At 69.6% G+C, this 21,371-nt stretch carries 19 protein-coding genes; 9 read left to right on the top strand and 10 right to left on the bottom strand.

Annotated elements, in window-relative coordinates:
- Positions 1 to 10: 10 nt before the first annotated feature.
- From BAY15_RS11050 to BAY15_RS11015, 8 genes are all read right to left on the bottom strand, one after another.
- On the bottom strand, positions 11 to 826 hold the full coding sequence (locus BAY15_RS11050) for a hypothetical protein (RefSeq protein WP_068852446.1): 816 nt from the start codon (positions 824 to 826) through the stop codon (positions 11 to 13).
- Positions 823 to 990 (bottom strand): hypothetical protein, encoded by a 168-nt coding sequence (locus BAY15_RS19370; protein ID WP_167693281.1) that lies wholly within the window; start codon positions 988 to 990, stop codon positions 823 to 825. Before BAY15_RS19370 ends, BAY15_RS11050 begins: the two co-directional genes overlap by 4 nt.
- Before the next feature lie 457 nt (positions 991 to 1,447).
- Positions 1,448 to 2,269, bottom strand: coding sequence for a DUF2092 domain-containing protein (locus BAY15_RS11040; protein WP_083214158.1), 822 nt, complete (start codon positions 2,267 to 2,269; stop codon positions 1,448 to 1,450).
- A 123-nt stretch (positions 2,270 to 2,392) separates the two neighbouring features.
- Positions 2,393 to 4,276, bottom strand: a complete 1,884-nt coding sequence (locus BAY15_RS11035; protein ID WP_157771738.1) for a DUF885 domain-containing protein — start codon at positions 4,274 to 4,276, stop codon at positions 2,393 to 2,395.
- A gap of 58 nt (positions 4,277 to 4,334) precedes the next feature.
- Positions 4,335 to 6,131, bottom strand: coding sequence for an FAD-binding protein (locus BAY15_RS11030; protein ID WP_068852438.1), 1,797 nt, complete (start codon positions 6,129 to 6,131; stop codon positions 4,335 to 4,337).
- Positions 6,132 to 6,264: 133 nt separating this feature from the next.
- Positions 6,265 to 7,104, bottom strand: a complete 840-nt coding sequence (locus BAY15_RS11025; RefSeq protein WP_068852433.1) for a class I SAM-dependent methyltransferase — start codon at positions 7,102 to 7,104, stop codon at positions 6,265 to 6,267.
- 89 nt (positions 7,105 to 7,193) lie between these two features.
- The gene (locus BAY15_RS11020) at positions 7,194 to 8,540 is read right to left on the bottom strand and encodes an Nramp family divalent metal transporter (RefSeq protein WP_068852431.1); all 1,347 of its coding nucleotides are present in this window, start codon (positions 8,538 to 8,540) and stop codon (positions 7,194 to 7,196) included.
- Positions 8,541 to 8,568: 28 nt separating this feature from the next.
- Positions 8,569 to 9,516 carry a LysR family transcriptional regulator gene (locus BAY15_RS11015; RefSeq protein WP_068852428.1) on the bottom strand — a complete coding sequence of 316 codons (948 nt, stop codon included), beginning with the start codon at positions 9,514 to 9,516 and terminating at the stop codon, positions 8,569 to 8,571.
- A 165-nt stretch (positions 9,517 to 9,681) separates the two neighbouring features.
- Between BAY15_RS11015 and BAY15_RS11010 the strand changes: the two genes are divergently transcribed.
- Complete coding sequence (locus BAY15_RS11010; protein WP_099047451.1) at positions 9,682 to 10,806, top strand: MFS transporter; 1,125 nt, start codon at positions 9,682 to 9,684, stop codon at positions 10,804 to 10,806.
- 17 nt (positions 10,807 to 10,823) lie between these two features.
- Here the strand turns inward: BAY15_RS11010 and BAY15_RS11005 are convergent, their stop codons facing one another.
- Positions 10,824 to 11,480, bottom strand: coding sequence for a response regulator (locus tag BAY15_RS11005; RefSeq protein WP_068852421.1), 657 nt, complete (start codon positions 11,478 to 11,480; stop codon positions 10,824 to 10,826).
- A 183-nt stretch (positions 11,481 to 11,663) separates the two neighbouring features.
- Between BAY15_RS11005 and BAY15_RS11000 the strand changes: the two genes are divergently transcribed.
- The 7 genes from BAY15_RS11000 to BAY15_RS10970 all read left to right on the top strand — a co-directional run bounded on the left by BAY15_RS11000 (position 11,664) and on the right by BAY15_RS10970 (position 19,426).
- Positions 11,664 to 12,320, top strand: coding sequence for a hydrolase (locus tag BAY15_RS11000; protein WP_068852418.1), 657 nt, complete (start codon positions 11,664 to 11,666; stop codon positions 12,318 to 12,320).
- A gap of 2 nt (positions 12,321 to 12,322) precedes the next feature.
- Complete coding sequence (locus BAY15_RS10995; RefSeq protein WP_068852415.1) at positions 12,323 to 12,727, top strand: DoxX family protein; 405 nt, start codon at positions 12,323 to 12,325, stop codon at positions 12,725 to 12,727.
- 124 nt (positions 12,728 to 12,851) lie between these two features.
- Positions 12,852 to 14,690 (top strand): amidohydrolase, encoded by a 1,839-nt coding sequence (locus BAY15_RS10990; RefSeq protein WP_208856146.1) that lies wholly within the window; start codon positions 12,852 to 12,854, stop codon positions 14,688 to 14,690.
- Positions 14,669 to 15,967: an alginate export family protein gene (locus BAY15_RS10985; RefSeq protein ID WP_068852409.1), complete on the top strand. Its 1,299-nt coding sequence runs from the start codon at positions 14,669 to 14,671 to the stop codon at positions 15,965 to 15,967. Before BAY15_RS10990 ends, BAY15_RS10985 begins: the two co-directional genes overlap by 22 nt.
- Positions 15,961 to 17,601 carry an MFS transporter gene (locus BAY15_RS10980; RefSeq protein WP_068852406.1) on the top strand — a complete coding sequence of 547 codons (1,641 nt, stop codon included), beginning with the start codon at positions 15,961 to 15,963 and terminating at the stop codon, positions 17,599 to 17,601. The genes BAY15_RS10985 and BAY15_RS10980 overlap by 7 nt, the downstream gene beginning before the upstream one ends.
- A 59-nt stretch (positions 17,602 to 17,660) precedes the next feature.
- Positions 17,661 to 18,437 (top strand): hypothetical protein, encoded by a 777-nt coding sequence (locus BAY15_RS10975; protein WP_068852403.1) that lies wholly within the window; start codon positions 17,661 to 17,663, stop codon positions 18,435 to 18,437.
- Between the two features lie 14 nt (positions 18,438 to 18,451).
- Entirely contained in the window at positions 18,452 to 19,426 is a 975-nt protein-coding gene (locus BAY15_RS10970) for a zinc-binding dehydrogenase (RefSeq protein ID WP_068852401.1), read from the top strand.
- A 10-nt stretch (positions 19,427 to 19,436) separates the two neighbouring features.
- Here the strand turns inward: BAY15_RS10970 and BAY15_RS10965 are convergent, their stop codons facing one another.
- A complete protein-coding gene (locus BAY15_RS10965) occupies positions 19,437 to 20,324 on the bottom strand; it encodes a LysR family transcriptional regulator (RefSeq protein ID WP_068852398.1) in 888 nt (295 codons plus the stop codon).
- Between the two features lie 121 nt (positions 20,325 to 20,445).
- Here BAY15_RS10965 and BAY15_RS10960 point away from each other — a divergent pair, with 121 nt between their 5' ends.
- Positions 20,446 to 21,363, top strand: a complete 918-nt coding sequence (locus BAY15_RS10960) for a M14 family metallopeptidase (RefSeq protein WP_068852395.1) — start codon at positions 20,446 to 20,448, stop codon at positions 21,361 to 21,363.
- Positions 21,364 to 21,371 lie beyond the last annotated feature (8 nt).

Genomic DNA, 21,371 nt, shown 5'->3' with positions numbered 1-21,371 from the left:
GGCGCGGGGGCTATTCCGGGAACACCAGCGTCACGGTGAAGCGGGCGCTCCAGCGGTTGGCATACTGCGGCCGGTCCAGGTTGTAGAAGCCGCCAGCGCCGACACTGATCGGGGTTTTCCCCAAGTGCAGTACCTTGGACACGGTGGCACCCAGCGGCACCGTCCACGCATTGCCGCTGTCGGCCTTCCAGTTGTAGCTGGTCTCGGAGGTCATGCCGACCGACCAGCCACCGGGCAGGTTGCGGGTCACGAACGGCTGCACGCTGGTGCTGCTCACATCGTCGCGATCGCTGTCGCCGGCAATCGACCAGACATGGTTGGCCAGCGCGCCAACCGTCCAGTTGCGCGTCTTGTGCACCAGGATGAACGCCGGGCCGAGCGAATACCTGCCACTGCCCAGGCTGTCGTGGGAGGCGGTGTCGAGCAATGCGGCGGCACCAAAGCCGAACTCCGTGCCACGTTCTTCAGACGCGGTCTTCGGAATGTAGTAACCCTGCACGAACAGGTCGCCGGTGCCGCTGCGGTCCTGGGGATACTGGTTCCACTGGATGGGCAGGATCGGCCTCAGGATGAACTTGCCGTGCTCGCCGACAAAGGGGATCACCGGCTGGATCTTGAGCTGCTGGTTGTGGAAGTCACCGCCCGGGCCGACCGAGCCGAGGTAGTTGTACTGGAACGGCACGGAGATGAGCGCCGCACCGGGATCGGCCAGCTTGCGCGCGATGTCATCCGTGGACGAGGCCGCGGGCGCGTTCTGCGCGCCCGCACCGGCGCATGCCAGCACGCCACCGATCACGGTGACGGCCCTGGCGATACGGCAGTTCATCGCGGCGCGTCCACGACGATGTACTGCACCGTGGTGCCCACGTAGCGCGGCTGGTACCAGCCATTGCTGCACTGCTGGTAGCCGATGCCGTCCACGACCACGGTGCTGCAGTCGACCGGCAGCGAATACACCACCGAGCCTATCGCAGCAGCGGTCAGCGCCACTCCGGCGGTGACGGCGGCGGCATCCCAGAACGGGTGGTCCCAGTACGGCGGGGGCGGCGGTGGAGGAGGCGGATAAGGGCCGGGCCCGGGGTGTGGACCGGGTCCAGGATGGGGGCCGGGACCCGGGCCGGGACCGGGTCCAGGCCCAGGCCCAGGGCCGGGATGCGGTCCAGGACCCGGGCCAGGACCGGGGCCAGGGTGGGGGCCCGGTCCCGGGTGTGGGCCCGGTCCCGGCGCTGGACCCGGATGCGGGCCGGGCCCAGGATGCGGCGCGAAACCGCCGTGGCCGCCGCCGGCAAACCCGCCACCGAACCCGCCGTGGCTGGCGATGGACGGATGCGCGAAGCCGCGCAGCCCGGGGCGGCCCTGTGCGTCTGCGCTGGCCAGCAGGCCGGCAGTGGTGGTGCAGACCAGCGCGGCAAGCAGCGCGGTGCGCAGCGAAGTCGTGGCAGCCATGTCAGAGCCCTCCCTTGTCGTCGGCATCGCCGGCCTGTGCCACCGGGACGAACGCGATCCGTGTGGCGCCGTCGGGGCGGAACACCAGCTCGTTGGCGGACACGGCACGGCGGGTGTCCCACTTCAGCGTGGCCTGGTAGTCGGGCAGGGCGGGATCGGCGTGGCTGGTGATCAGCAGTTGCCGCGGCAGGTGGGTGGCATCGGAAATCCAGACCTGCCAGTCCACCCCGGGTTGGCGGAACGCGTAATGGCGGGTCGCTTCGCCGTCCACGCGTTCACTGCCCACGAACAGCGCCGACTCGATCACGTCGGTCGGAAAGCCCGGCGTTCCCCACAGGAACAGGTCCGCCAGCGGGAACTCCACGCCCAGCCGCGTTGCCGAATCGCTGAGCAGCGCCTGGCTGCTGCGGTCCAGGTTCTCCACCGTGGCGTAGTACTTCTGGCGTGGCGAATGAATGGTCAGCGTGTGACCGTCGTAGAACAGCTGGCGATGCTGGTGGTCGCTGCGGATTTCGACGAAGAAGCGGTCCGGGCCGAGCACCTTGTAGTCCACCGTGCCGGCCAGCGCGAGCTTCTGCCCGTCATCGAGCACGTAGTCGGTACGGGTGGTGGCCGCCAGCGTGAAGTGGGGCAGGGCGCGCAACGCCTTGCCCATGCGGGTCAGTGCGGCCACCGCCTCGGGGTCGACGGTGGCGGCAGCCACAGCAGGCGTGGCAGCGGATGCGGCCGCGCGCGGCGCAGGTGGCGCGCCGCTGGCCGACTGCCAGGGCAGCGGCGCGGCGATCAGCAGCGCAAGCAGCGGGCACGCAAGGGAATGTCGCATGGTGCTCTCCTGTAGGGCGGAACCGGCCACGTGGCCATGCCCTCACTCTGCGCACCCGTACCGGGGCGGACAAGCGGAGTTACACCGAGGCGGCCTAGGTATTTCTACGCAGCCGCGCCCCGCTCATGGAGCGCGTCGGGGATCTCCGCCGCCGCTGGCCACCCATGCATCCACTGCCTGCTCCACCACGGTCATCGGCAGCGCGCCGTTGCCCAGCACCAGGTCGTGGAAGGCGCGGATGTCGAACCGATCGCCCAGCTGCTTCTGCGCCTTGGCGCGCAGCGCCAGCAGGCGCAGCTGGCCCATCTTGTAGGACGAGGCCTGGCCGGGCTGCACCAGGTAGCGGTTGACTTCGATGCGCACGTCCGAGGCCTTCATGCCGGTCTTCTGTTGCATGTAGGCGATGGCCTGTTCGGGGGTCCAGCGCTTGCGGTGCAGGCCGGTGTCCACTACCAGGCGCACCGAGCGGAACATCTCGGCCTGCAGCCGGCCGATGTCGCCGGCCGGGTCGTCGCGGTAGACGCCGGCTTCTGCCATCAGCTGCTCGGCATACAGTGCCCAGCCTTCGGAAAACGCACTGGGATTGAGGCTGCGGCGCAGCAGTGGCAGGTCGGTCAGGGTCTGCCCGATCGAGATCTGGAAGTGGTGGCCCGGCGACCCCTCGTGGTAGGTCAGGGTGGGCGTGCTCCAGCGGGTGTTGGAGGCCATGTCACCCAGGTTGATGAAGAAGGTGCCCGGGCGCGAGCCGTCCATCGCCGGCGGGTAGTAGTAGCCGCCCGGCGAGGTGGCCTGCATGTGCGCCGGCACCGGCTGCACCAGCAGCTTCTGCGGCGGCAGGTGGCCGAAGTAGGTGGGCAGCAGCGGGTCGAGGTCACGCAGGCGCTGTTCGATGTCGCCGATCAGTTCCCTGCGGCCGGCATCGCTGTCGGCGTAGCGGTAACGCGGATCGTCGCCCAGGGCCCGGATGCGCTCGGCCACGGTGCCATCGCGCAGGCCGATCTCGCGCAGGCGCGCGTCCATGCTCTTTTCCAGGCGCGCCACTTCGTCCAGGCCGATCTGGTGGATGGCATCGGCGCCCAGGTCGGTGCTGGTGTACCAGCGCAGGGCCGCGTCATAGAACGCATCGCCGTGTGGCAGGGCCCACATGCCCTTGTTGCCGGGGTGGGTGGCCTGCAGTGCCTGCACGCGGTCGAGCAGGCGCTGGTAGCCGGGGTTGACCGAATCGCGAACGGCCACGCTCGCCTGTTCGAGCAGCGCGGCGCGCTCGGCGGCGGGAATCGCCTGCAGCTTGTCCAGCTTGCGCTGCAGCGAAGCCACCCACAGGCTGCCCTCCGGTGCCGGTTTGAGCAGCGTGCGGAACTGGCTGGCCGCGCCGGCCAGGGCCAGTTCCGGCGGCACCACGCCCTGCGCGGCCTGCATGTCCACGTTTGCGCGCACCTGGTCCAGCTTGCCGCCCATGGCGTTCAGGCGGGCGATGTAGTGGCGCGCAGTGGTCACATCGGTGACGGCGTGCTGGTTGTCGAAGAACTGCGGCAGGTTCACCGGCAGGCTGAACAACTGGTCCACCGCATAGGTGCTGCCCCCCACCGGCAGCCACGCCGCGGCCCACGGCACCGCCATCAGGTCGATCTGTGCCTGGTAGAACCAGCGCGCCAGACCGTCGCTGAGCTGTTGCTGCGGGTCCAGCGGTGCACCCTTCCAGGCCTTGATCGCGGCCAGGTTGTCGGCCAGGAAGCGCCGGTTGACCTCACGCTGGGCCAGCGACACGTCGGTGAGCCGGTCGGAGGTATCGGCCGCGCCGTCGCCGCTGATCCCCAGCAGGGTTTTCAGTTCGGGATCGGCATTGATCGCGGCCATGGTCTGCGCATCGAGCAACGCATTGAAGCTCTGCGCGTGCGGCACGCCTGCAGTAGCGGGTGCAGCCTGTGCAGCGGCGGTGACCGGCAACAGCGCGGTGGCGATGGAGAGGCAGAGCAGGGCGGGGACGGCGAGCGTAAACGACGGCACGGGGCGGACTCCTGCAGCGGGCGGGTGCCCCGCAGCCTAAGCCAGTGCGGGCGCCGCGTCAGCTGCGCCGTTCGAAGCCATCGGCGCTCCAGTCCTCGCTGCCCACGCCGTGATGGATCACGAACAGGCCGTCCGGGTCATAGCGCCGCTTGGCCGCCAGCAGGCGAGGGTAATGCGGGCCCCAGAACGACTGCTGCCAGTCGCGCTGGAAGAAGTCGCACTCGGACACATAGGTCGGTGCGCGCGGCAGCACCGCGCGCAGGGCGGCGTAGGAACGCCCGACCCGCGCTGCCCCTTCGCGGGCTTTAGCCTCATCCACCGTTCCGCCACTGCCCGCGTACACCGGGCCACCGGCATTCCCGATCAGCGCCAGCGCGAACGCATCCAGCACCGCCGGATGGGTCGCGGTGTCGCGGCTGGCGGCAAGCGCCTCGGCCGGGGCGCCAAACAGCCCCTTGTTGCAGTGCAGTTCGACCGGCATGTGCGCGGCCGCCGTGCAGATCGCCGCCGCCGCTGCATCGCGCTGTGCATCGCCGAGCAGCGCCGAGGGCATCCACGCCGACGCATAGCCGTGCAGGTACCAGCCCACCTGGCCCTGGTCGCCCTTCCAGAGCATGTGCGTGGCCGGCGCGCCCGCGCGGGTATCTTCGGCGATCAGCGTCGGGGCATGCTTGCGGAAGAAGTCCGCGTCCCACATGTGCTGGGCGGGCAACGCCAACGCCTGCAGGGGATCGATCACGGTGTATTGCGGACGCGCGGCCACCCACGCTTCAAACGGGGCCCACACCGCGGCGGCCTGTTCCTGGCTCAGCCCCTGGAACACCATCGACGCCCCGAAGGTGCGGTGGCTGTCGAAGCGCAGCTGTTCGCCCCACTGCGGCGTGCACAGGGCATCGCGGCAGAAGCGCAGTACTTCGGCGGCCAGCGCCTGGAAGCTGTCGTCGCTGTCGGCCCGCACCTTCATCGACACCCCGCCAAACGTGGCGGGCAGTACATGGGTGCGCAGCGTGATCCGGGTCACCACGCCAAAGCTGCCGGCGCAGCCGCCCTTCAGTGCCCAGAACAGCTCGGGATCCTGGGTCGCGTTGACCACCCGCACACGGCCGTCGGCGGTGACCACTTCGGCTTCCAGCAGGTTGGCGGCAGCGGTGCCGAAGCCCTTGGAGAAGCTGCCGAAGCCGCCGCCGGTGACCAGCCCGGTCACGCCCACCGAGGTGCAGCCGCCGCCCTGGACGTAGCGGCCGGCGCGGGTGGTGACTGCATCGTAAGCATCGATCCACATCGCCCCGGCGCCGAGGCTGACCGCCGGTTGCGCGGCGGTACCGGCGGGCGCGCCCTGCGCGACGAAGGCATCGTGCAGTTCCACCGCGTTCATGGCGCGCGTCCAGACCAGCAGGGAATCGGGCGCGCAGGAGGTGCCGTGGTAGCTGTGCCCGCCGCCCTTGACCACCAACCGCAGCCGGTGCCGCCGCGCGAAATCGACCGCCGCTGCCACATCGGCGCTGTTGGCGGCGGCTACCACCCGCGCGCTGGGCCGCGAGAGCCAGGCCCCGTGGTAGCCACTGGTCTGGGTCAACCCAGGCTGGTCGCCGATGAAGAAGGGGTTCTGGATCTGCGCCAGTGCCTCGGCGCGGGTGGTGGCATCGCCGAGGAAGGGCGACACCGGGATCGACAGCCGTCCACCGACGGCGTTGGAGAGCTGGTCCCATTCGCTGGCAGAGGGCCACCCGGCGGTACCGGGGCGGGCACGAGCGAGGGCGTTGCGTGACCCGGTTGAATTGCCTGCGGCCGCTTTTCGAACCAGCGGGAGCAAGGGCAGGGCAAGGCCGGCTTTCAGGCAGTCACGACGTTTCATGGCAGTCACAGGCAGAGGGCGATGAACCCAGCATGTGCCCGTCAACCCTTGCTGTCATTGGCCTGGGGCCGAATGACGGTCACCCGGGACGAATGGCGGCCGCGGGGTGACGTGGGTATAGGCCGCTTCGCGTTCACGCGGCCTGGATCGACCAGCACGCGGCGGTGAACACCACCCGGTCACCCTGCACGAACGGTGCGAACGCGTCGACCACGGTCGACAGCACCCGCTGCCGGAGGTCCGGATCCAGCCCTTCGGCGCGCAGTGCCTGTCCGACCGGTCCCAGCAACGACACGTAGGTCGGCAAGGCGTCGCGGGCGATGCTGCATTCCACGTCGAGCGGGGCGATGTCGATGTGATCCCAACCACTGTCATCCAGGATCTTCCGCACGACGCCTGCATCGGCGAACGCAAACTGTCCCGGCCCCCCTTCGGCCCGCGCCGGCAGGGTCAGCAGCGACGCTGCCGCGCGCTCGGCGGTGGTCATGAACGGATTATCGGCCGGACTGCGCCAGGCAATGGCATGCAGGCGGCCACCACGCCGAAGCGCCCGCCGCAGGTTGCCGAACGCGCGCACCGGATCATCGAAGAACATCACCCCGAACCGCGACACGATGCGGTCCAGGCTGGCGGGGGCAAAGGGATGCTGCTGGGCATCGCCCACGGTGAAATCAATGGCCTTGCCCGCCGCCAGCGCCCGCTCGCGCGCCACGGCGATCATCGGCGCGGAAATATCCACCCCGCTGCAGCGGCCCTGCGGACCCAGCCGATCGGCAATGGCCAGGCAGAGCGCCCCGGTGCCGCAGCCGACGTCCAGCACGCGCGCATCGGGCTCGGCGGCAATGGGATCGGCAAGAACCGGCTCGAAGCCGGCGAACATGCCGTCGAGCAGCGACTGCGCCTGTACCCAGGCATCGCCGGCCGGGCCGTTCCAGAGGTCGTGCTGCGAAGGCGGGGATGCGGCGTGGGGCATGTTGGGGATTCCGGGAGGATTCCGCGCACTGTGCCACCTCAACCGTGATTGAGGTCAAGAGCCAGACAGGGCCTGCGCATCACCCCGGATCACCCCATCAACGTCTCGGTCAACAGCTTCACGTTGAGCACCACGATCACCGCGGCAATCACCCAGGCCAGCGTCAAGAGCCACCGCGGCGCGACCAGCGTGCCCATCCGTGCCTTGTCACCGACGAACATCACCAGCGGAATCACCGCGAATGGCAGTTGCATCGACAACACCACCTGGCTCAGCACCAGCAGCCGCGCCGTTCCCTGTTCGCCATAGATCGCGGTGACGATCACCACCGGCACGATGGCGATGCCACGGGTCAGCAGGCGGCGCGCCCAGGGCGCGATGCGCAGGCGCAGGAACCCCTCCATCACGATCTGCCCGGCCAGGGTGGCGGTCACCGTGGAGTTGATGCCCGAGGCGAGCAGCGCCACCGCGAACAAGGTCGATGCCAGCCCGACCCCCAGCATCGGCGCCAGCAGCTCATGGGCCTGTTCGATCTCCTGCACATCGGTGCGCCCGCTGGCATGGAACACCGCCGCGGCCAGGATCAGGATCGAGGCGTTGATGAACAATGCCAGCATCAACGCGATGGTGCTGTCGGTCACCGCCCAGCGCAGCGCGCTGCGCCGGCCGCTGTCGGTGCGCGGGTAGGCGCGGGTCTGCACGATGGACGAATGCAGGTACAGGTTGTGCGGCATCACCGTGGCCCCGATGATGCCGATGGCCAGGTACAGCGCATGCGGGTTGGTGACCACCTCCGCGCGCGGGATGAACCCGCCCAGCACCGCCTGCAGCGGCGGCGCGGCCAGCGCGATCTGCACCGCGAAGCAGGCGAAGATCACCAGCAGCAGGGCAATCACGAACGCTTCCAGCGCGCGGAAGCCACGGTGCATCAGCCACAGCACCAGCACCACGTCCACGGCGGTGATGATCGCGCCCATCATCAGCGGCAACCCGAACAGCAGCTTGAGCGCGATGGCGGTGCCGATCACCTCGGCCAGGTCGCAGGCGATGATCGCGATCTCGCACAGCACCCACAGGCACAGGTTCACCGGTCTGGAGAAATGGTCGCGGCAGGCCTGCGCCAGATCGCGCCCGGTGGCGATGCCCAGCCGCGCCGACAGCCCCTGCAGCACGATGGCCATCAGGTTGGAGAGCAGGATCACCGACAGCAGCAGGTAGCCGAACTGCGCGCCACCGGCGATGTCGGTGGCCCAGTTGCCCGGGTCCATGTACCCCACCGACACCATGTAGCCGGGGCCCAGGAAGGCCAGCAGCCGGAACCACCAGTGGCCGCCCCTGGGCACGGCCACGCTGGCGTGCATCTCGCCCAGGCTGGGGCGATCGCCGGTGGACTGCGGCCATGCGCTGGTGGTCGGGGAGGTGGGGTCCGCGCTCATGCGGCCGAATATAGCAGAGGCTATGTTATCAAGGTGAGGGCATCGGCCACGAACGCATGCCATGGGTATGCGGCAGGCTGGCCTTCATGGCGTCGATGAAGGCGCGCAGCCGCGAGGGCATCTGGCGCGCGGCCGGGTACACCAGATGCACCGGCAACGGCGGCGCCTCCCAGCCGGGCACCAGCTGCACCAGCCGGCCGTCGCGCAGGTCATCGCCCACCAGCCATGCCGACACCACCGCTGCGCCCAGTCCGGACACCGCCGCGCGGCGCGCCACGAACAGGTTGTCGGTGAGCAGGCGCGGCTGGATGTCCACCCGCAGCGCCGGACCGTCATCGGCCGGCAGCAGGGTGAAACGGTCGCGGTAGAAGGTGGTCAGGGCGATCCACGGCAGGCCGGGCAGCAGGGTGGGGTCGCGTGGGTCGGCCGCCTCCAGCAGCGAGGGCGCGGCGATGACGATGCGCGGCACTTCGGCCAGCGGAACCGCCACCAGTTGTGGTTCCTGCACGGGTCCCACCCGGATGGCGCAGTCGATCCCATCGGCAATGAAGTCCACCGGCTGGTCTTCCAGCATCCACTCCAGCGTGACCTGGGGATGGCGTGCCATGAACTGCAGCATCGGTTCCAGCAGCTGGGCCTGGCCGAAGGCATGTGGCACCACCACCCGCAGGCGCCCGCGTGGCACGTCCACGTCACCACGCAGGTCGGCCTGGATCGCGTCCCAGTCGTCCACCAGGGCCCGGGCGTGCGCATAGCAGCGTTCGCCGTCTTCGGTCAGCGTCATCTGGTGGGTGGAACGCTTGATCAGGTGCAGGCCGAACAGCCGTTCCAGGGTCTGCAGGCGGCGGCTGACGGTGGGCTGGGTGGTGCCGAGCTGTACGGCGGCGGCGGAGAGGCTGCCGCTTTCGACGATGCGGACAAAGGTGGCCAGCAGGTCGATACGGTCCGCACCCGGTGCCGCGGAGGGAGTGCTCATACAACCTTCGTATGATGGATATGTACCGAAGCCTACTACACGCCTTCTCTTTCAAGGAGGATGCTGGCGCCACTTTCTTCAGGCGTGGAGTGGCTCATGTCCAGCGTGCATATTCCGGCGGTCGCCGTCCCCCGGCCTGCGGTGCCGTCGCGGCTGATCGTCGCGATGGCGGCCGGGGCCGGGTTTTCGGTGGCCTCGATCTACTACAGCCAGCCCATGCTGGGCGTCATCGCCAGCGGGCTGGGCAGCGACGCGCAGTCCACGGGCATGGTCCCGACCCTGACCCAGCTGGGCTACGCGTTGGGCATCCTGCTGCTGGCGCCGCTGGGCGACCGCGTCGACCGCCGGCAGCTGATCCTGCTCAAGTCGCTGGTGCTGGCCGCCGCGCTGGCCGGCGCCGCGCTGTCGGGCAGCCTGCCGACGCTGCTGCTGGCCAGCCTGCTGATCGGGTTGATGGCTACCGTGGCCCAGGACGTGGTGCCCTCGGCGGCGATGCTGGCGCCGGAAGCCGAACGCGGTGCGGTGGTGGGCAAGGTGATGACCGGGCTGCTGCTGGGCATCCTGCTGTCGCGCGTGGCCAGCGGGCTGGTCGCCGAGGCACTGGGCTGGCGGGCGATGTTCGGTATTGCCGCCGGCTCGGTGGTGGTGATGGCGCTGGTACTGGCGCGCGAGCTGCCGCACCTGGCACCGACCACGTCGTTGCGGTATCCGGCGTTGCTGCGTTCGCTGGCCCACCTGTGGCGTGGACAGCCGCAGCTGCGCCGTGCGGTGTTCGCGCAGGGGCTGCTGGCGGTGGGCTTCAGTGCGTTCTGGTCGACGTTGGCGGTCATGCTGCACGACCGCTACCAGCTGGGCAGTGCGGTGGCCGGTGCCTTCGGCATTGCCGGTGCAGCGGGTGCGCTGGCGGCGCCGCTGGCCGGGCGCTGGGCCGACCGGCTGGGCAGCCACGCGGTGGCGCGCATCGCCATCGGGATGGCGCTGCTGGGCTTTGCGATGCTGCTGCTGGATGCGTGGTTGCCGCGGGTGGCGATCGTGCCGTTGCTGGCCATCAGTGCGGTGGTGTTCGACTTTGGCTTCCAGGCCGCGTTGGTCTCGCACCAGACGCTGGTCTATGGGCTGGCGCCGGAAGCGCGCAGCCGGCTCAATGCGCTGCTGTTCACCGGGGTGTTCCTGGGCATGGCGGCCGGTGGTGCGCTGGGCGCGGTGGTGCTGGCGCACTTCGGGTGGCCGGGCGTGGCGACGCTGGCAACCGTGTCGGCAGGCGCCGCCCTGCTGGTCCGCATGCGCTGAGGCCGCGGTTGCCGGCCCTAGCGGTCGTGGGTGGCGTCGTCCAGGCTGATGATGCCGCGCTTGAGGGCCAGGGTGACCGCGTGGGTGCGGTCGCGGGCCCCGAGCTTTTCCATGATGTTCTTCATGTGCGCCTTCACCGTCTGTTCGGAGATGCGCATCTGTTCGCCGATGCCCTTGTTCGAGCGACCGCTGGCGACGTGGCCCAGCACTTCGGTTTCGCGGGGGGACAGGCTGTCCTCCACTACGTGCGCGGCGATGCTGGCGGCCAGGGTGGCCGGAATGCCGGCGCGGCGGCCGCTGTGCACGGTGCGGATGGTGTCCACCAGTTCGTGGCGCAGCATGTCCTTGAGCAGGTAGCCGCTGGCCCCGGCCTGCAGCGCGCGCACCGCGCGCACATCGCCGCGGTAGGTGGTGAGCACGATGATGCGCGCGCGCGGGTCATGGTGGCGGATGCGGGTGATCGCTTCCACGCCATCCACGCCCGGCAGCTGCAGGTCCATCAGCACCACGTCCGGGTGCAGGGCCAGGTACTGGGCCACGGCCTCCTCGCCATCGGCGGCTTCCCCGAGCAGGCGCATGTCCGGCTGCATGTCCAGCAGGGCAGCCAGGCCATCGCGCAGCAGGGGATGGTCGTCGACCACCAGGATGCCGATCGACGGGGAGGAAGGGGTCATGCGGGATCTCCAGGGTGCGCCGCCAGCGCCAGGGAAGGATTGTCGCAGGCGCGGGGCCGGCCACGCCCCCTCTTTCGGGTGAGCGCCTCCCCCAAAAGAGTAGCTGCGTTCACCACCCAAGGGGGGTAGGGCAACCGGGCCGCGGCCGCCACCATGGCCTTACCCGCCCACCAAGGATTTCCCATGACCACCGCCACCGCCGTTCCCGGCGCCTCGCTGCTGTCGCCTGCCGATCACGCCCTGGTGCTGATCGACTTCCAGTCGCAGATGGCGTTCGCCACGCGCACCATCGATGTCGCCGCGCTGCGCAACAATGTCGCGCTGATCGCCAAGGGTGCCGCCGGCTTCAAGGTGCCGGTGGTGCTGACCACCGTGGCCGAAAAGTCATTCTCCGGCCCGATGTTTCCGGAGATCGCGCCTGTCTTCCCCGGCCAGAAGGTGTTCGACCGCACCTCGATGAACTGCTGGGAAGACCAGGCGGTGATCGATGAGATCAACCGCATCGGCAAGCAGCGCGTGGTCATCGCCGGCCTGTGGACCAGCGTCTGCATCGTCGGACCGGCGCTGTCGGCGATCGACCAGGGCTTCGAGGTGTATGTGATCACCGACGCCTGCGGCGATGTCAGCGACGAAGCGCACGAGCGTGCGGTCACCCGCATGATCCAGGCCGGCGCGGTGCCGCTTACCTCGGTGCAGTACCTGCTGGAACTGCAGCGCGACTGGGGCCGCAGCGCCACCTACGACCTCACCACCGGCATCGCCCGCGAACACGCCGGCGGCTATGGCCTGGGCATCCAGTACGCCAGGAGCATGTTCGGCGCACAGGAAGGCGGCCACTGAGCATGGGCGGCGCCACTGGCCTGGATCTGGGGCTGCTGGTGCTGCGGCTGGCGGCAGGCGGATTCCTGCTGCCGCACGCGCTGGGCAAGCTGTTCGGCTGGTTCGGGGGGCCCGGGCTGGCCGGTTTTGCCGAGGAACTGCGCGGGTACCACCTGCCGGCGCCGGCACCGGTGCCACTGCTGCTGGCCGTGGTGCAGGTGCTTTCCGGCCTGGCCGTGCTGCTGGGCTGGCAGGCGCGCGTGGCGGCTGCGGTTGCCGCGCTGTTCCTGGCCATGACCGCCGTGCTGGCCCTGCCCAAGGGCTGGTTCTGGATGCGTGGCGGGATCGAGTATCCCTTGTTCTGGACACTGGCCCTGTCGGCCATTGCCCTGGCTGGCCCCGGCGCCCTAGCGCTGCATTCGACGTGAGCGGAGTGTCCCCATGTCCCGTGATCCGCCCCTTCCTGCACGCCGCGACCTGCTGCTCGGCGCCGGCGCCGCGATGGCGCTGGGCCTGGCCGGTCGCGCCTTCGCCACGCACCCGGAGAAACCCATGACCACGCTGCTCATCCGCAATGCCCGCATCACCACGCTGGACCCGCGCCTGCCGCAGGCCGACGCACTGGCGGTGGTGGACGGGCGCATCGTCGCGATCGGCACCGAAGCCGAGGTGCGCGCCGGACTGGCCGAGGCAACCGTGATCGACGCGGGCGGCCGCCGCCTGGTGCCCGGGCTCAACGACAGCCACACGCACCTGATCCGTGGTGGCCTCAACTACAACCTGGAACTGCGCTGGGACGGGCTGCGCTCGCTGGCCGACGCCATGGCCATGCTCAAAGCGCAGGTCGACATCACGCCGGCACCGCAGTGGGTGCGCGTGGTGGGCGGATTCACCGCCGAGCAGTTCGTGGAAAAACGCCTGCCGACGCTGGCCGAGCTCAACGCCATCGCGCCGGATACGCCGGTGTTCCTGCTGCACCTGTACGACCGCGCGCTGCTCAACCGCGCCGCGCTGCGCGCCTGCGGCTACGACAAGACCACGCCGGACCCGCCGGGCGGGCAGATCGTGCGCGACAGCCTGGGCAATCCCACCGGGCTGCTGCTGGCCAAGCCCAACGCACTGATCCTCTACGCGACCTTGGCCAAGGGCCCGCGCCTGCCGATCGAATACCAGGCCAACTCGACCCGGCATTTCATGCGCGAGCTGAACCGGCTGGGGATCACCTCGGTGATCGATGCCGGCGGTGGGTTCCAGAACTACCCCGAGGACTACCAGGTCATCGAGCAGCTGCACCGCGACGGCGAGCTGACGGTGCGCATCGCCTACAACCTGTTCACCCAGAACAAGGGCAAGGAAGCGCAGGACTTCCAGCACTGGAGCGAGATCCTGGCCCCGCGTCAGGGCGACGACCTGCTGCGCCACAACGGTGCGGGCGAGATGCTGGTGTTCTCCGCGGCCGACTTCGAACTGTTCAACGAGCCGCGACCGGAACTGCCGCCGGGCATGGAGCCGGAACTGGAGGAAGTGGTCAAGCTGCTGGTGGAAAAGCGCTGGCCGTTCCGCATCCATGCCACCTATGACGAGAGCATCGACCGCATCCTGGATGTGTATGAGCAGGTCAACCGCGAGATCCCGTTCGATGGCCTGCACTGGTTCATCGACCATGCCGAAACCATCACCCCGCGCAACATCGACCGCATCCGCGCGCTCGGCGGTGGCCTGGCGATCCAGCACCGCATGGCCTACCAGGGCGAGGCGTTCGTGCAGCGCTACGGCGCCGACGCCGCACGCCACACGCCTCCGGTACGGCGCATGCTGCAGGCCGGCGTTCCGGTCGGTGCCGGCACCGACGCCACCCGCGTGGCCAGCTACAACCCGTGGGTGGCGCTGTCCTGGCTGGTCACCGGTCGCACCGTCGGCGGACTGGCGCTGTATGGCGAAGAGAACCTGCTCGAGCGCGAAGAGGCGCTGCGGCTGTGGACGCAGGGCAGTGCCTGGTTCTCCGGCGACGAGGGCCGCAAGGGCACGCTGGCGGTCGGCCAGCTGGCCGACTTCTGCGTGCTCTCGTCGGACTTCTTCTCGGTGGACGATGCCGGCATCGCCGATATCACCAGCGTGCTGACCGTGGTCGGCGGGCGGGTGGTGTACGGCGATGGCGACTTTGCCCCGCTTGCGCCGACCCTTCCTCCGGCGATGCCGGACTGGTCGCCGGTGAACCGCTTTGGCGGGTACCACGTGGGTGGTGCCGCCACCGGCCTGGTCGCGCATGCGCACGCCCACGGCGGCGCCTGCCGCACCCACGGCCACGGCCATGCAGCAGCGCACCCGGTGCCGACCGACGCGCCCACTGCGTTCTGGGGCGCGCTGGGATGTTCGTGCTTCGCGTTCTGAGCCTGGCGTTGGCGACGGCACTGCCGCCGCTGGCATCTGCCTGCACGCCGGGCGATACCGGTCGCTGCATCGCGCTGGACGGCGGCGGTGAGGTGCAGGTGGATACCTCGCTGCGCCTGCGTGGCATGTATTACGACCCGACCCGGTTCGGCATACAGGGTAGAGAGGACGGATACGGCCTGCTGCGCGCGCTGGGGTCGGTGGCGGCGCACCGCGGTCGCTGGGATGGGCTGGTGCAGCTTGGCGTGCATGCAGAGCAGGGGCGCGCCGGCGGGCCCGGCGGCACCGACCAGGGCGCGCTCGACCTGCAGCAGGGCTTCGTGCGCTGGCAGGGCGACCATGCAACGTGGCAACTCGGCCGGCAGGAGGCCGCTTATGGCAGCTCGCGCCTGCTTTCGGTGCGCGATGGGCCCAACATCCGGCTGGCGTTCGATGGCGTGCGCGGGCGGTGGCAACAGGGCGCACTGAAGCTCGACGTGATGGCGCTACGCCCGGTCGACAACCGCAGCGGCGCCTTCGATGACCGCGGCGACCGTGACCAGTACCTGCTCGGCAGCTACGCCACCTGGCAGCCTGGGCGGCCGGGCACCGGCATCGACCTGTACGTGCTCGACTACGGTCGCGATGGCGCACGCTTCGCCAGCGCGGTCGGCGACGAACGCCGTACCTCGCTCGGCACGCGCGCGTTCGTGCTGCAGCCACGCTGGGACGCCAACATCGAGCTGGTCGCGCAGCGCGGCACCCTGTCGCGTGCCCAGGGCAACCTGGCGATCCGTGCCTGGACGCTGGCCACCGACAGCGGGCTGCGCTGGCCCGCGCGGCGCTGGCAGCCGCGGCTGGGCGTCAAGCTGGACATCGCCAGTGGCGACCAGGACCCCGGCGATGGCCGCTTGAACACCTTCAATGCGATGTACCCCAAGTCGGCGTACTTCAGCGAAGCCAGCCTGCTGGCGCCGGCCAACCTGATGGACGTGCAGCCGACGCTGACCTTGACCCTGCGCCCGGGCCTGACCACCGACATCGGCTGGCAACTGGCGTGGAAGCATCGCCGCAGCGACGCGGTCTACACCACGCCGGCGCCACTGGCCGCGGTGCCGGGCACGGCCGGCACGCCGCGCCGCATCGGCCAGCAGTACAAGTGGGAAACCAGCTGGGAGGCCAGCGACCACTGGACCTGGAAAGGCCAGCTGGCCTGGTTCGAGGCCGGTCCCGGCCTGCGCGCGGCCAGCGGCCGCGACACCCTGTTTGCATCGGTAGTAGGAGCATGGAAATGGTAAACACACATGACAACGCCGCCCCCGGCGCGTGGTCGCCGCTGAAGATCCGGCTGTTCCGCGCGATGTGGCTGGCCATCCTGGGCAGCAACGTCGGCACCTGGGTCAATGACGTTGCCGCCGCCTGGGTGATGGCCGAGCGCACCGGATCGCCGCTGATGGTGGCGCTGGTGCAGTCGGCCACCACGGTGCCGGTGGTGCTGCTGGCGCTGGTCGCCGGCACGCTGGCCGACATCGTCGACCGCCGGCGCTACCTGCTGTTCACCCAGGGCTGGATGCTGCTGGTGGCCGCCACGCTGGCCACCCTGACGGCACTGGGCATGCTCACGCCCCCGCTGCTGGTCCTGCTGACCTTCGCGATGGGCTGTGGCGCAGCCATGGCGATGCCGGCACAGGCCGCCATCGTGTCCGAGCTGGTGCCGCGACCGATGCTGGCCTCGGCGGTGGCGTTGAATTCGATCGGCATCAACATCGCGCGCTCGCTCGGCCCGGCCATCGGCGGCCTGATCGTGGCGCAGCTGGGCGCGGGCTGGGCGTTCGGCCTGAACGCACTGAGTTTCGCGGCGATGCTGTGGGTGCTGTTCAACTGGAAGCAGGAAGCGGCGGCTTCCAACCTGCCGCCGGAGGGCTTCGGCGCCGGGCTGCGCGCCGGCGTGCGCTACGCGTTGCGCGCCGGCCGCCTGCAGGCGGTACTGATCAAGTCGGCCGGGTTCTTCTTCTTCGCCAGCGCGGTGACCGCGCTGCTGCCGCTGGTGGTACGCAGCGAACTGCACGGCGGGGCAGGCACGTACGGGCTGCTGCTGGGCTGCATCGGCATCGGTGCGGTCAGCGGCGCGCTGGTGCTGCCGAGCCTGCGCGCGCGGCTGGACCGTGACCTGCTGGTGCTGCTGGCCACGCTCGCCTGCGCGCTGAGCCTGTTCGGGCTGGCCTGGCTGCGGCACATGGCGCTGTTGCCGCTGGCGATGCTGGTGAACGGGTTTGCCTGGATCACGGTGCTGTCCTCGCTGCAGATCGCCGCGCAGACCGCGGTGCCGGCGTGGGTGCGGGCGCGTGCGCTGTCGCTGTACATCATGGTGTTCTCGCTGGGCATGGCTGCCGGTGGGTTGAGCTGGGGCAGCATTGCCCAGCGCACCTCGATTCCGCTGGCGCTGACCCTCGCGGCGGTGGGCGCGGTGATCGGCGGGTTGCTGGTGTGGCGCGTGCGCATCGCCGGCAGCGAGGAACTGGACCTGCGCCCGGCCGGGCATTGGCCTGCGCCCGAGCTGGCGGTGCCGGTCACCCACGACCGCGGCCCGGTGCTGGTGACGGTGGAGTACCACATCGATGATGCCGACCGCGCCGCGTTCCATGCGCTGCTGGGCGAGCTCGGCCGTACCCGCCGCCGCGATGGCGCGGTGATCTGGGGCGTGGCCGAGGACGTGGCCACGCCGGGCATCCACCTGGAATATTTCGTGACCGCGTCCTGGATCGAGCACCTGCGCCAGCATGAGCGGGTCACCGCTGAAGACCGGACCCTGCAGGAGAAGGTCAGGGCGCTGCACCGCAACGAGCACGCGCCGATCGTGCGTCATTTCGTAGGCGGCACCGGCGCCTTGAAGGCGTTGCAGCACGGTCACGAGCATCCGGCGTTGGGTTGATGGCATCTTCTTAACCGCAATGCGCGTATGGTCGGTGCTCTTTGAGCTGGAGTGGATGCATGCGCTGGATCGTATTGTTGGCCGCCTTGGCCATGCCGCTGGTGGCGTGGTTGTCCCAGACCGGTCAGTTCGGCCCGACCAACGGTGCGATCTCCGACCGCTATCCCACGTTGCTGGTCGCGGCCGGCTATGCGTTTTCGATCTGGGGCCTGATCTTCCTGTGGGACGTGGCCTTCGGGCTGTGGCAGCTGCGCCAGCGCCGGCCCGATGACATTGCCGGCGCGCGCGGCTGGGCCGCCGCCGGGTTCGCGCTGACGGCGGCGTGGATGCCGGTGTTCTCCAACCAGGCGTTCCTGCCGGCGCTGGCCATCATCTGGCTGGCGCTGGTGTGCCTGCTGGTTGCTGCGGTACGCGCGGCGCCGGCCACCGCCAGTGCCGGGCAGCGCGCCTTCGCCGCCTATCCGCTGGCGCTGCACGCGGGCTGGCTGACCATGGCCGCCTTCCTGAACACCGCCCAGGTGATCGTGGCCTACCAGTGGCTGCCGACTGGCGACATGCTGTCGTGGAGCGTGGTGCTGCTGGCGCTGGCCACGCTGCTCGCATGGGTGATGAATTACCGCCTGCGTGGGCACTTCGCCTACCCGGCGGCGGTGATCTGGGCGCTGGTGGGCGTGTACATCAAGCAATCCGGCTGGCGCCTGCCGGGTGCCGATACCGTTGCGGTGCTGGCGCTGGCCGTGGCCGCGCTGCTGGTGCTGCAGACCCTGCTGCTGCGCACCCGGGCCTGGCGCGCACCGCGCGTGGGCGTGGTCGCCGCACACCGCCATCGTCGTTGATACAGGAGATTCGCATGCGCGCTGCATTGCATGAACAGTTTGGTGACCCGACCGTCGTCCTGCATGGCGGTGAGGCCGCCACGCCTGAACCCGGTGAGGGCGAGGTGCGCATCCGCACCGTGCTGGCGCCGATCCACAACCATGACCTGTGGACCGTGCGCGGCCAGTACGGCTACAAGCCCGAGCTGCCTGCCATCGGCGGCAGCGAAGGCACCGGCGTGATCGACGCGCTGGGCGAGGGCGTGACCAGCCTGCAGGTCGGGCAGCGGGTCAGTGCGGCGTCGGTGCATGGCACCTGGGCCGAACAGTTCATTGCGCCGGCGCGGATGGTGATTCCGATGCCGGACAGCATCAACGATGAAACGGCCGCGCAGCTGATCGCCATGCCGCTCAGCGCGTTGATGCTGCTGGAATTCCTGCAGGTGGACGCCGGCCAGTGGATCGTGCAGAACGCGGCCAACGGTGCGGTCGGCAAGGCGTTGGCGATGCTGGCCAAGGCGCGTGGCGTGCACTGCGTGAACCTGGTGCGGCGCGATGCGGGCGTGGCCGAAATGGCGGCGCTGGGCATCGACGACACGATTTCCACCACGCAGGCGGACTGGCTGGCGCAGGTGCAGGCGCGGGTAGGCGAGGGTGCGGCGGCGGCGGTCGATTCGGTCGGCGGGCGCGCCAGCGGCGAGTTGCTGGGCCTGCTGGGCGAGGGCGGCACGCTGGTGTCGTTCGGCTCGATGACCGGCGAGCCGATGCAGCTGGGTTCTGGTGATGTGATCTTCAAGCAGGCCGTGGTGAAGGGCTTCTGGGGCAGCAAGGTGAGCCAGAACATGGCCCCGGAGAAGAAACGTGCGCTGGTGGGCGAGCTGCTGAAGCTGGCCGCCACGGGCGGGTTGAGCCTGCCTGTAGACGCCGTGTTCGGGCTGGATCAGGTAGCCGAAGCGGCGAAAGCCAGCCTCGAACCGGGCCGCAACGGCAAGGTGCTGCTGCGCCCGTGACGGCGTGGCGTTACACGCGCAGCGCGTCGATCACCACGCGCAGCGCGCTGGAGGACTGCCGGCGGCTGGGGTAGTAGGCATGGAAGCCGTCGAACACATCGCACCAGTCCTGCATCACCCGTTGCAGGCGCCCAGCGGCGATGTCCTCCAGCACCATGTCTTCCAGCAGGTAGGCCAATCCGGCGCCGGCCAGTGCGGCGCGGTGCATGGCGATGCTGCTGTTGAAGGTCCACTGGCCCTGTACGCGCACGTTGACGTTCTGCTCGTCCTTGCGCAGGTCCCACACCATCAAGCCGCCATGGGTGGGCAGGCGCAGGCCGATGCAGTCATGCGCGGCCAGGTCGCCTGGCCGCTGCGGCGCGGCGTGGGTCCGGAAGTACGCGGGACTGCCGACGATCGCCATCCGCTGCGGGCCGGTGACCGGCACGGCGATCATGCCCTGCGCGACCCGTTCACCGAGCCGGATTCCGATGTCGTAGCGTTGTTCGACGATATCGGCCAGCCCGTAGTCGATGGTCAGTTCCACCTTCAAATCAGGGTAGCGGGGCAGTACGGCGGCCAGGCGGGGCCACACCACCGTGTTGGCCACGTGTTCGGACGCGGTGATGCGGATGGTGCCGGCCGGGTGGTCACGGTACTCCGCCACCGCCGCGATTTCCGCTTCGATTTCCTCCAGCCGCGGTGCCACGCTCAGGTAAAGACGCTCGCCGGCCTCGGTCATCGACACATTGCGGGTGGTGCGGGTCAACAGCCGCACCCCGAGTCGTTCCTCCAGTGCGCGCACGGTATGGCTCAGCGCGGATTGCGAAACACCCAGTTGCGCCGCAGCGCGGGTAAAGCTGCGCTCGCGCGCCACGGTCACGAAGACTTGCAGATCGTTGAAGTTTTCGCGGGCCATGAGGGCAGCGGAGGCGCATGACGGTCATGCCAGCCCATGATGGCCGGGAGCCACGGCGATTGGTAGGGGCGTGGGGTGCAGGCTAAAATCGCGGTTCTTCCGTGACAACCGCGAGCCCGCCATGAATGACACCCGCTTCTATCCCATCGGTACCCCCGGCCAGCCCTGGGGCGCTGCAGAGAAGGCGGAGTGGCGGGCGCGGCAGTTGCCGGTGCGGCGCTATGCCGACGATGTGCTGCCGGTGCTGGAACGGCTGCGCGCCGGGTTCGAGGTGGTCCAGTACGGCACCCTGGAGTACGCACCGGACCGCTACCCGCTGTTTGCCGTGCGCAGCCGCGACTGGAACCCGGCGCTGCCGTCGGTGCTGGTCACCGGTGGCGTGCACGGCTACGAAACCAGCGGCGTGGAAGGCGCGCTGCAGTTCCTGGCCACGCGTGCGGCCGACTACGCCGGGCGTGCCAATGTGCTGGTCGCGCCGTGCGTGAGCCCGTGGGGCTACGAGCGCTTCCAGCGCTGGAATGCCGATGCGACCGACCCGAACCGCTCGTTCGTGGCCGACAGCCAGGCGCAGGAATCGGCGGCGCTGATGGCGCTGGTGGCACCCCTGCGTGACGGCATGGTGCTGCACATCGACCTGCACGAAACCACCGACAGCGACGAAAGCGAGTTCCGCCCGGCGCTGGCCGCGCGCGATGGCAAGCCGTTCGCCCCGGGCCTGATTCCCGATGGTTTCTACCTGGTGGACGACACCGAAAACCCGCAGCCGGCGTTCCAGCAGGCGGTCAATGCGGCGGTGGAGCAGGTGACCCACATCGCCCCGGCCGACGACAAGAACGAAATCATCGGTTCGCCGGTGGTGGCACCGGGCGTGATCGAATATCCGCTGAAGAAGCTGGGGCTGTGCGCCAGCATCACCGGCGCGCGCTTCACCACCACCACCGAGGTGTATCCGGACAGCCCGCGTGCGACTCCGCAGCAGTGCAACGATGCACAGGTGGCGGCAGTGTGCGCGGCAATCGATTACGCGCTTGCCCATTGATTGAGCGT

Origin of the sequence: Stenotrophomonas rhizophila (assembly GCF_001704155.1) — a bacterium.
GTDB classification, from domain to species: domain Bacteria; phylum Pseudomonadota; class Gammaproteobacteria; order Xanthomonadales; family Xanthomonadaceae; genus Stenotrophomonas; species Stenotrophomonas rhizophila_A.
The sequence above is the reverse complement of the archived record's forward strand: the minus strand, read 5'-3'. Positions and strand labels throughout refer to the sequence as shown.

What these genes read in the sequence shown, in the direction of transcription:
- BAY15_RS11050 (WP_068852446.1), bottom strand. Translation starts at nt 826, where the DNA reads ATGAACTGCCGTATCGCCAGGGCCGTCACCGTGATCGGTGGCGTGCTG.
- BAY15_RS11040 (WP_083214158.1), bottom strand. Translation starts at nt 2,269, where the DNA reads ATGCGACATTCCCTTGCGTGCCCGCTGCTTGCGCTGCTGATCGCCGCG.
- BAY15_RS11030 (WP_068852438.1), bottom strand. Translation starts at nt 6,131, where the DNA reads ATGAAACGTCGTGACTGCCTGAAAGCCGGCCTTGCCCTGCCCTTGCTC.
- BAY15_RS11025 (WP_068852433.1), bottom strand. Translation starts at nt 7,104, where the DNA reads ATGCCCCACGCCGCATCCCCGCCTTCGCAGCACGACCTCTGGAACGGC.
- BAY15_RS11020 (WP_068852431.1), bottom strand. Translation starts at nt 8,540, where the DNA reads ATGAGCGCGGACCCCACCTCCCCGACCACCAGCGCATGGCCGCAGTCC.
- BAY15_RS11015 (WP_068852428.1), bottom strand. Translation starts at nt 9,516, where the DNA reads ATGAGCACTCCCTCCGCGGCACCGGGTGCGGACCGTATCGACCTGCTG.
- BAY15_RS11010 (WP_099047451.1), top strand. Translation starts at nt 9,682, where the DNA reads ATGGCGGCCGGGGCCGGGTTTTCGGTGGCCTCGATCTACTACAGCCAG.
- BAY15_RS11005 (WP_068852421.1), bottom strand. Translation starts at nt 11,480, where the DNA reads ATGACCCCTTCCTCCCCGTCGATCGGCATCCTGGTGGTCGACGACCAT.
- BAY15_RS11000 (WP_068852418.1), top strand. Translation starts at nt 11,664, where the DNA reads ATGACCACCGCCACCGCCGTTCCCGGCGCCTCGCTGCTGTCGCCTGCC.
- BAY15_RS10995 (WP_068852415.1), top strand. Translation starts at nt 12,323, where the DNA reads ATGGGCGGCGCCACTGGCCTGGATCTGGGGCTGCTGGTGCTGCGGCTG.
- BAY15_RS10990 (WP_208856146.1), top strand. Translation starts at nt 12,852, where the DNA reads ATGACCACGCTGCTCATCCGCAATGCCCGCATCACCACGCTGGACCCG.
- BAY15_RS10985 (WP_068852409.1), top strand. Translation starts at nt 14,669, where the DNA reads ATGTTCGTGCTTCGCGTTCTGAGCCTGGCGTTGGCGACGGCACTGCCG.
- BAY15_RS10980 (WP_068852406.1), top strand. Translation starts at nt 15,961, where the DNA reads ATGGTAAACACACATGACAACGCCGCCCCCGGCGCGTGGTCGCCGCTG.
- BAY15_RS10975 (WP_068852403.1), top strand. Translation starts at nt 17,661, where the DNA reads ATGCGCTGGATCGTATTGTTGGCCGCCTTGGCCATGCCGCTGGTGGCG.
- BAY15_RS10970 (WP_068852401.1), top strand. Translation starts at nt 18,452, where the DNA reads ATGCGCGCTGCATTGCATGAACAGTTTGGTGACCCGACCGTCGTCCTG.
- BAY15_RS10965 (WP_068852398.1), bottom strand. Translation starts at nt 20,324, where the DNA reads ATGGCCCGCGAAAACTTCAACGATCTGCAAGTCTTCGTGACCGTGGCG.
- BAY15_RS10960 (WP_068852395.1), top strand. Translation starts at nt 20,446, where the DNA reads ATGAATGACACCCGCTTCTATCCCATCGGTACCCCCGGCCAGCCCTGG.